We start from the raw sequence: 10,341 nt of genomic DNA, 5'->3' as shown, positions 1-10,341 counted from the left end.
AATCGCTGGAACAAACGGAGCTGATGGAAAAGATGGAGCAGTTGGACCGCAAGGTTTGCAAGGTATTGCTGGAACTAACGGAGCTGATGGAAAAGACGGAGTTGACGGAGCAGTTGGACCGCAAGGATTACAAGGTATTGCAGGAGTAAAAGGAGACAAAGGAGATATTGGAGCAACTGGTGCTGCAGGTGTAAAAGGAGATAAAGGAGATGTAGGTGCAGTTGGACCACAAGGTTTGCAAGGTATCGCTGGAGTAAAAGGAGACAAAGGAGATATTGGAGCAACTGGTGCTGCAGGTGCAAAAGGAGATAAGGGAGATGCAGGTGCAACAGGAGCACAAGGTTTGCAAGGTATCGCTGGAGTAAAAGGTGACAAAGGAGACATTGGAGCAACTGGTGCTACAGGTGCGAAAGGTGATAAAGGTGATGCTGGAGCAACTGGAGCGACAGGCGCAAGAGGTTTAACTGGAGCACAAGGACTAATTGGGTTAACTGGAGCAACAGGACCAAAAGGAGATGCAGGAAATCCAGCGCCAGTTTATACCGCTGGTGCAGGAATAGCAGTTGATAATACAAAACATATCATTTCTGCTTTATACACTACAAATTTGTGGAACGCTAACCAATTGCAAGGTCACCCTATAAGTACTACGGTACCAACAGGAAATCAAGTTTTAGCTTGGAATGGAAGTAACTGGGGACCTGCGAACATACGGCTTTTGGAACCTTGGCGAGTAGCGGGTACAACAAATGAAGCAACTTCAAATACCCAGAATATTTACCAAATGGGTAGAATAGGTATTGGGACTAATAATCCAAGTAAAGAATTGAGTGTTGTAGGTAATGCGGTAATTTCTAAATCACTACAAATAGATAGTGAAGAGGCAGGTAACGGAACAACCAGAACAGGTTTATATTTTGGTACTACTACTAGTGGTGAAGGAATTACATCAAATAGAACAACAACAAATGGAAACCAATGGGGATTAGACTTTTGGACTAATAATGCAAAACGTATGTCTATTGCTAGTAATGGTAATGTTGGTATTGGAAAACTGGATCCAGGTCAAAAACTAGATGTTGTAGGTACTATTAGAAGTAATGTGATGCACATTAATAATGGGCTTTCAACAGGAAATTATAACAATCCAGCGGAACTTAATTTTATTAGAAGTGCTGCAAATGACAGATGGATCTTAGGAGCCTCACTTAACGGAAGAGGTAACGATATTTTTGAACTAGTTCATATAAATGGTAGTAACCTCTTTACTAATAGAGTTTTTGTTTACGACAGAGTAAGCAGCAGTTTTGCAATAAATCAGATGAATGCTAATACTTCATTTAGATTTTATGTAAATGGTGCAGCGGGAGGAACAACAACTTGGTCGCAATCATCAGACAGAAGATTTAAAAAAGACATTGCTCCAATCACAAATGCATTAGATAAAATAATGAAAATTGATGGGGTAGGTTACAACTGGAAAGCAGATGAATTTAAAGAAATGAGTTTTGATCAAAGACATCAGTTAGGAGTAATTGCTCAGGATATTGAAAAAGTGTTGCCAGAAGCTGTTACAGTTGATGACAAAGGATACTACTCTGTTTCTTATACTACAATTATACCAGTATTGGTAGAAGCGGTAAAAGAGCAACAAAATGAAATCTTGTCACTTCAAAAAAATCAAAAAGAGCAGCAAGAAGAATTAAATGCACTTAAAAAATTAATGCAAGAAATTATAGCAAAAAAATAAGTAAATGGGAGTACAGTCTTTAGTAAAGACTGTACTCTTTTTATAAGTTTAAAATCAGTCGTTTTATTAAACTACTGATTTTAAACACAAAACCACTTGGTTTACCCGATTTTACAAGAACAAAAATACCTTAATATGGTGTTTTTTGGACGTTTTTAGGCTCCTGATTTTCGTCACTTTGTAATATAAATATCGGGCTTTACAACTGCCGAAAGGGAGTATCGACAAAAGCCTGCATTCATTTCTAATCTGCTTACAGGCATTAAATTGAATTTTTATGAAAAATAGATTTCCATTTATTAAAAATATAACGACACTTATTTTGGTCGTTTTTCCCCCAGTCTTTAGTGTACAGGCACAATTATTAAATCCTGATCAAATTAAAGTCACTTCTGGAACTTTAGTTTCGGTACATTTTGATTTTAAAAATGCTGCCACAGGAGAATTTATTAATGACGGACAGGTGCATATTTTCAATCATTGGACCAATGATGGTAAGGTAAGTTTTACACCTTCGCAACAAGGAACTACTTATTTTACAGGACAAGAAGAACAAATTATAGATGGAGAAATACCTTCAACTGTTGTTTACTCTCGTTTTAAAAATGTTACGTTCAACAATTCTTATGCATCGACTCCATTTTTACTAGCGACAGATATTTCTGTTTCAGGTAATTCTAATTTTCAAAGAGGAATAATTGATGCTGATAGTTACAACGGAAAAGTAATTTTCGAAAGTAATGCAACACATTCCAATACAAGTAACAACAGTTTTGTTGACGGCAGAGTTACTAAAATAGGAACGGCAGCATTTGAATTTCCTGTTGGAGATGCAAATTATTATCGTCCATCTATACACGGAAACTCAGGTGATAATTCAGATGCATATACGGCACATTATTTTTTACAAAACTCAGATGCTAATTATCCTCACAGCAGCAAACAAGATAATATTCAATTAATCAATGATAAAGAATATTGGGAAATAACAAAAGATAATGGTCTTACCGATATTGTACTTACACTAACCTTAAATCCAGATACAACGCCATCTTTTATCTATCAGGAAATGGCAGGGACTGCAATTCAAATTGTAAGATGGGATACTGCCGAAAAAAAATGGATTTCTGAAGGCGGAGTTACAGATGAAGCACAGAGAATGGTAACCGCCAAAGTTTCTGGTTACGGCATTTTTACACTAGCCAGAGTAACTAAGGCTCCTGAAGAACTAGACGATTTAATTGTTTACAATGCGTTGTCACCAAATGGCGATAATAAAAATGATTTTTTCCATATAAAAGGCATTGATAAATATCCTGACAATAGTCTTGAAATCTATAATCGATGGGGAGTTTTGGTTTATCAAACCCAAGGTTATAATGAAAGCGATCGTGTTTTTAAAGGATTCTCAGATGGGCGTGCAACAGTTAACCGAGGCGCGGGTTTGCCAACAGGAACCTATTTCTACATCTTAAAATATAAAACAGAAACGAAAGTCAAAGAAAAATCAGGTTATCTGTATGTAAATCAGGATAATTAAAAAACAAGTTTACGAATAGCGGAGCCATAAAGAAGGCATTAAACAAACCTTACCAATCTATGATTCCGAATTTACTCTTAAATAAATGATTAAAATGAATATGAAAAAGATACTATCAATAATAATTCTTTTGCTCGCTTTTAATTATACAAGCGCACAGCAAGATTCGCAGTATACACAATACATGTACAATCCTAGTATTGTCAATCCTGCCTATGCAGGTTCTCGAGATGTAATGAGCATTTTTGCACTTTATCGCTCGCAATGGGTTGGGCTGGAAGGAGCGCCTCAAACAGGAACGTTCTCGATGCATACGCCTATCGAAAATTCGAAAGTAGGTTTAGGAGTGTCCCTTTTTAATGATAAGATTGGCCCATCTAACGAAACAAATCTAGCAGTAGATATGTCATACACTATTGATGTTTCTTATCAATACAAACTAGCTTTTGGAGTAAAAGGAAATGCCAATTTAATAAATATAGATTATACAAGATTGGATATTTATGATCCTTCTGATCCAAGATTCCAGGAGAATATAGCCAATAAATTTTCGCCAAACGTTGGGGCGGGAGTGTATTTATATTCAGATAATACTTATGTAGGACTTTCTGCTCCAGCATTATTGCAAACCAAACACTTTGATGGATCTGTAAACTACGATGGATCTTCTACATTTTTTGCCAGAGAGCAAGTTCATTATTACCTAATGGCGGGACATGTTTTTGATTTAGATTATAATCTAAAATTCAAACCATCAACAATGGTAAAAATGACAGAAGGAGCTCCCTTACAAGTCGATTTATCAGCCAATTTTTTATTCAACGAAAAATTTACAGCCGGTGTTGCCTATCGTTGGAGTGCTGCATTGAGCGCATTAGTTGGTTTTCAGGTAAGCGACGGACTATTTATAGGTTATGCTTATGATGCCGAAACAACAAAATTAGCCAACTATAATTCAGGATCACACGAGATTTTTCTTCGATTTGAGTTGTTTAAGAAATTCGATAAGATTACTTCACCAAGATTCTTCTAAACAAATACTATTATGAAACTAAAAATACGACTAAGCGCCTTAATCATAATCTTCGGATGGGGAAGTTATGCTCAAAACAATAAAATAAAAAAAGACTGAAAAACAGTATGAGCAGCTAGCCTATATTGATGCTATCAAGATTTATGAAAATGTAGCTGAAAAAGGGTATAAATCAGCCGATTTATTTCAGAAATTAGGAAATGCTTATTATTTCAATGCCGAATTACCACAGGCAAATAATTGGTACGCTGAACTTTTTTCGCTCAATCAAATGGTAGATCCAGAGTACTATTATCGTTATTCACAAACGTTAAAATCTGTGGGAGATTACGCTGCGGCTAATAAAATGTTAGATGCATTTAATGTAAAAAACGGTAACGATTCAAGGGCAAAATTATACGAATCAAACAAAGATTATTATGCAGTAATTCAAGAAAATTCAGGACGTTTTACTATACATAATCTTGAAATAAACTCTGAATTATCAGATTACGGAACATCGTTTTTTAAGAATCAAATTGTATTTGCAAGTTCGCGCGAACGACAAGGGACTACAAAGCGCATTCAGAAATGGAACAATCAGGCTTTTTCTACTTTGTATACAGCCAAAATAGATGCAAATGGTAACTTAGAAAAACAGCAGCCTTTTTCTAGTACTATCGATTCTAAATTTAATGAGGCAACACCAGTTTTTACAAAAGACGGTCAAACTGTATATTTTACCAGAAACAATTACAATAACGGAAAAAAGGGAAAGATACAGAAGGTAAAATTTTGCTCAAGCTGTATAAAGCCACTCTGGAAAATGGTAAATGGGTAAATGTAAAAGAGCTTCCTTTTAACAGCGATGATTTTAGTACAGCACATCCCGCATTGAGTCCAGATGAGAAAACATTGTACTTTGCTTCTAACAGACCAGGAACTATAGGAGAATCAGATATTTATAAAGTTGCAATTTATGGAAATGATCGTTACGGAAATCCTGAAAATCTCGGTAATACTATAAATACAGAGGGCAAAGAAACCTTTCCGTTTATATCTGCCGAAAATGAACTTTATTTTTCTTCTAACGGGCATCCGGGATTAGGAGGTTTAGATGTTTTTGTTTCCAAAATGAATCCAAACGGAAGTTTTGAAAAACCAAATAATGTAGGGATGCCAATAAATGGTGCAATGGATGATTTTGCCTTTGTTATCAATACCAATACTAACACTGGATATTTTTCTTCTAATCGTGAAGGAGGGAAGGGATATGATGATATATACAGTTTTACCGAAACTAGAAAACTATTAAATACACAGTCAATAGACGGAACTGTTCTCGACAAGGAAACTCAGGGATTTTTGGCTGGAGCCAAAGTTTTAGTACTGGATGAGCAGATGAATGTGGTAAAAGAGCTTTCGACTGATGACAAAGGAAAGTTTAGTTATGACAAAGCCGAATCTGGAAAAACATATTATATAAGAGTTTCAAAAGACGAATATCGTACTGAAGAACAAAAGCAGTATATATCATCAGAAAACGGAAAAATAGAGGCAAAGATTGCTCTAGAAAAGAACATCAAAAAACTAACTCCGGGAACAGATTTAGCCAAAGTTTTTGCCATTGAGAGAATTTATTTCGATTTAGATAAATCTGATATCCGCCCAGACGCAGCTTTGGATATAAGTAAAATTATAGCAGTTTTAAATCAGCACCCTACTATGAAACTGCAAATTACTTCGCATACAGACAGTCGTGCTTCTAAATCGTACAACCTTATGTTATCGCAAAAAAGAGCACAGGCAACTATGGATTTTATGGTAAAATCCGGTATTGCCAAAAACAGATTAACCGCCAAAGGATATGGGGAAAGTGAGCTGGTTAATAAATGTGCCGATGGCGTAGCATGTTCTGAAGAAGAGCATCAACAAAACAGAAGAAGTCAGTTTATAATTACTGCCATGTAAGTCTGAAAAAAAACAAGAAGCTATTTTATCACATAAAATAAAGCTCATTCTTTTTATCGATTAAAGAAGGGTAAGTGATGCTTCTATTAAATAAAAAAAAATGAAAAATATAAAATTACTAATATCCTTTTTTGTCTTTCTGCCATTAATTACTGCCGCGCAAGGGCTCGATTTTACAACAGTAGCTACACCTGTGTTCTGTGTAAATGACGGTTCAATTACCGTGACAGTTTCCAATGAAGTTGGACACGTACAATACGAATTGGTAAATTATTCAGGAATAACAGTAAGATCCGTAATAGGAATTCCGCAAGATAATCCTGTTTTTCTAAACTTAGCCCCGGGTACTTATACCGTTGGCGTGTATGATGACAATAATGGTACAACTCCTATTACAAAACAGGTTGTTGTACCTAATAACGGACCAGAAAAAACATTAACGATAAGTAACGTTTTTTCTACTCGATTGGCTTATTGCGGTACAGATTCAGATCCTGGGGCATTAATGTGGGTTATACCAAATGGCGGTGCAGCGCCCTATACCGTTACAGTATTAGACACTAATGATGTTGTAGTAAGAGAAGCTGTTTCTAGTGGAAGTCAAAGTTTCCCTGCTATGCCAGCTGGAACCTATAAAATTAGGGTAAAAGATAATTGTGGAACTGTGGTAAACAGTAATAGTCCTTTTGTTATTGCGCCAAATATTGTTTATGATTTTACCGTTTCTACACCTACGAATTGGTATTGGCCTGGTGCCATACAAGTTACGCACGACAGCACAGGATCTATATGTGATCCTGTAAGCGATGCTTATTATGATTTTAGTTATGCAGGCGGGATTGGGATTCCTGTAATTACAGGTAACGATGTTTATCCGATAAGTCTGGCACCTGGAATTACACCAATGTATGCGGTAGAATATGATGGTATAAAAACGGCCTACATGACTCGCGATGAACTTAGAACATACAAACACCCTCTGCCAACAGATATAAACTCATGGAAACCAATGACTTTATGGGTGAGTAATTGCGGAGTTGAAAAATCCACAGTTTACAATTTACCCTCAAGAAGAAATGATTTTTTACCTAAACCCATTGAAAATGGAGCGATAACATTTTATGTGGCCGATGATGCTGCAAATACACTCTGTGCTCCAACAGGATATGTTACGTTATCAAGATTCTCATTATTGTCAGGTTTTTGCGATCCTCTTACTTTGACTATTACCGAAAAAAATGGGGCAGAACTTCCACAACAATATACCATAACAAGTGCAAATCAAAATGATTTTCAAGCCCAGTTAGCCCTTGGAAATACTTATATTTTAAAATTTACTGATGCAAATGGAAGCGAATTAAATAGGTTTTCTTATATAAATATAACAAGAGGACAAAGAGTAAATTTGAATTCAAGAAGTGAAATATTTATTGATCCTGTAAACTTCCGACCTGCAAATCAGGATGAATTATCTGTTGAATTAGGTAGTATGGCCGATTTTAAAAATTTCGGCAGAAGCCAAATTGGTATCAGAGATTACGCTCTGCCAAAGCCATATACGGTGGCTATTACAGGTCCGAACGGATTTTATATGGAAAAAATAGTTGTTAAATCGGACAGCTTTGTTGGTACATTATTGTCAGATAATCTAGTTTTAGGTGATTATTCTGTTCGTGTAACATCTGCAGCGACATGCTATGATAAAACGTTTCCTATTACACTCGATCGAGTAATTGATAGTATTTCGGTTACCTCTACCATTACACCTGATCCAGTAGCCTGCGATCGTTATATAAAAACATTCGAATACAAAATTAATAATAGAGGAATATTAAGACCATACCCAACTAATGCTTTCGAAGATGTATTTAAAGCACCCCAACTAGGATTTAAGGTAATTGATGGACCGGCAGGTTATACCCACACCAATGCTATTGTATTTAATAGTGCTTATAGCTGGGGAATGTCATCTACGCCAGAAGTTACAGCGACTTTTAGAGGTGATATTACGGGGCTTTATAAAATAAACCTAGTCGATTATTATACTCCAACAAATGTAATTGGGGGACCATGGGAATTAAATGTTAAGTCAGAATTTCCAGTATTTGATATGAATGGTTCTGGAGGCGCAATTTGTACAGGAGCCACAACAGGTACCTTAAGTGTTGTGGTAAAAAATGCCACGTCACCAGTTTATTACTTAAAAAAAGCTTCTGATGCTAATTATCCAGCTACAGGACAGAGTTCATCCGATTTTCCTAATCTTACAGCAGGAGATTATATGGTAAAGGTTGAAACAGCTTGTTATCCGACAGCATTAGAGACTAATTTTAAAATGGATTATATAAGCAACATAGGAAATATAATTCAGGGAACTAATGATTTATGTGATTCAGATGCATTGAATTTATCTCTTAAATCAATAGGACCAATAACAGCTGCCGAATGGAAACTACCCGACGGAACAACTCAAACAGGAAGTACTTTGGTAATTAGTAATCCACAAGCAGGACAATATTCAGTAAAAGTAACAACTCGTTCTGGTTGTGTTGTTACAGATGTGATAGAGGTAAAACTAAAAAACAGGGCAGTTCTTGCAGATGTTTTAGCAACAGACAAAACTATTTGTTCAGGGGAAACAACTACGTTGCAAGCCACAAGTACTACAATTACAAATCCTTTATTTACATGGTATAGTGATGCTGGTTTGACCAATGTTTTAAGTACAGGTGCCGATTATAATACACCTGTATTAACAGCAAATACAACCTATTATGTTACGGTACAAAATGCCGATATTTGCGAAAGCATTCCAGCTGAAGCCAGAGCAGTAGCAGTAACGCTTAATCCTTCTGCAACAGCAACAGATATTACTGCCGATGCAGTAGATACTTGTTTTGATGATACTGCAACACTAAATGCAGATAGTACAACTATCACTAATCCTATTTTTACTTGGTATAGTGATGCTGATTTAACTGATGTTTTAGGCGTTGGAGCTAGTTTTACAACACCAGAATTAACAACCGATAAAAGCTATTATGTTACTGTAAAAGGAGATAATGTCTGCGAAAATTTACCAGGTACAGCCAAAGAAGTACATGTAACAGTTCACCCTGCTTTGGTAGTAACGCCGCCAACACCGCAAATAACAGGTAATCAATGTGTTTTTCCAGAAATTAATTTTGATAGTAATTCTGCAGGAACTTTATATGTTTGGAGCGTCGATGATTGGACTATTGGTCTGGAAGATAATTGGATTTCAAGTCCTAATATGCCTTCTTTTACAGCGATTAACACAGGAACACAACCTGTAACGGCAACGGTAACCGTACACCCTATTGGTACTTATTGTGGTGCAGGATCGTTTACTTTTACCATTACTGTAAATCCTGATATAGTGCTGACTAAACCAGCCGATATAAAGGTTTGTAACGATAATATCGTTTCAGAAATTAATTTTGATAGTAACATAACAGGGACTACATATAGCTGGACAAACGATAATCCGAGAATTGGTTTAGCAACTGTTGGTACAGGAAATATACCTGCATTTACAGCAAGCAATACAGGCGATTCATCTGAAATTGCTACTATAACAGTAACACCAACTGCATCAGGCTGTTCAGGTACTCCAGTTGTATTTACTATTGAAGTAAATCCAGCAGGAGCAATGAATAAAATTGCAGACCAAAATATTTGTATCGGAGAAACAACAATACTAACTGCAAGTAGTGCTACAGTAATTAATCCTGTATTTACTTGGTACAGCGATGCTGCCTTAACAAATGTTTTGGCTGTTGATGCAGCTTATAATGCAAATCCTTTAGTTACAACTACATATTATGTAACAGTTAAAGGAGAGAATGCATGCGAAACAACTACAGGAATGCCAGTAGTGGTAAGAGTTTCTGATGCAGGAACACCAACAGGAAGTGCAGCACAAGAGTTTTGTTCAGCATCAAATGCTTTGGTTTCTGATTTAGTTACAAACGAAAGTAATGTAACTTGGTATGATGCCGCAAATGGCGGAAATGTAATTTCGGCAGGAACAGCACTTGTAAACAG

Annotated in this window: 6 protein-coding genes; all 6 read left to right on the top strand. The window is 36.2% G+C overall.

Going from position 1 to position 10,341, the window contains the following annotated elements; translation table 11 throughout:
• A partial coding sequence (locus BOW55_RS21620; protein WP_206733633.1) for a tail fiber domain-containing protein occupies positions 1–1,750 on the top strand: 1,750 nt, incomplete at its 5' end.
• 277 nt (positions 1,751–2,027) lie between these two features.
• A complete protein-coding gene (locus tag BOW55_RS19785) occupies positions 2,028–3,290 on the top strand; it encodes a gliding motility-associated C-terminal domain-containing protein (RefSeq protein WP_129026080.1) in 1,263 nt (420 codons plus the stop codon).
• Between the two features lie 94 nt (positions 3,291–3,384).
• Entirely contained in the window at positions 3,385–4,323 is a 939-nt protein-coding gene (locus tag BOW55_RS19780) for a type IX secretion system membrane protein PorP/SprF (RefSeq protein WP_129026078.1), read from the top strand.
• 271 nt (positions 4,324–4,594) lie between these two features.
• Positions 4,595–5,143, top strand: a complete 549-nt coding sequence (locus BOW55_RS21720; RefSeq protein WP_371414548.1) for a hypothetical protein — start codon at positions 4,595–4,597, stop codon at positions 5,141–5,143.
• Positions 5,098–6,273 (top strand): OmpA family protein, encoded by a 1,176-nt coding sequence (locus tag BOW55_RS21715; protein WP_371414547.1) that lies wholly within the window; start codon positions 5,098–5,100, stop codon positions 6,271–6,273. Before BOW55_RS21720 ends, BOW55_RS21715 begins: the two co-directional genes overlap by 46 nt.
• A 100-nt stretch (positions 6,274–6,373) precedes the next feature.
• The coding region (locus tag BOW55_RS19770) for a PKD-like domain-containing protein (RefSeq protein WP_206733631.1) at positions 6,374–10,341 on the top strand (3,968 nt) is incomplete at its 3' end.

Source organism: Flavobacterium sp. YO12, from assembly GCF_004119495.1.
GTDB lineage: Bacteria > Bacteroidota > Bacteroidia > Flavobacteriales > Flavobacteriaceae > Flavobacterium.
This window is presented reverse-complemented; position numbering and strand designations above follow the sequence as displayed.

What these genes read in the sequence shown, in the direction of transcription:
- BOW55_RS19785 (WP_129026080.1), top strand. Translation starts at nt 2,028, where the DNA reads ATGAAAAATAGATTTCCATTTATTAAAAATATAACGACACTTATTTTG.
- BOW55_RS19780 (WP_129026078.1), top strand. Translation starts at nt 3,385, where the DNA reads ATGAATATGAAAAAGATACTATCAATAATAATTCTTTTGCTCGCTTTT.
- BOW55_RS21720 (WP_371414548.1), top strand. Translation starts at nt 4,595, where the DNA reads ATGGTAGATCCAGAGTACTATTATCGTTATTCACAAACGTTAAAATCT.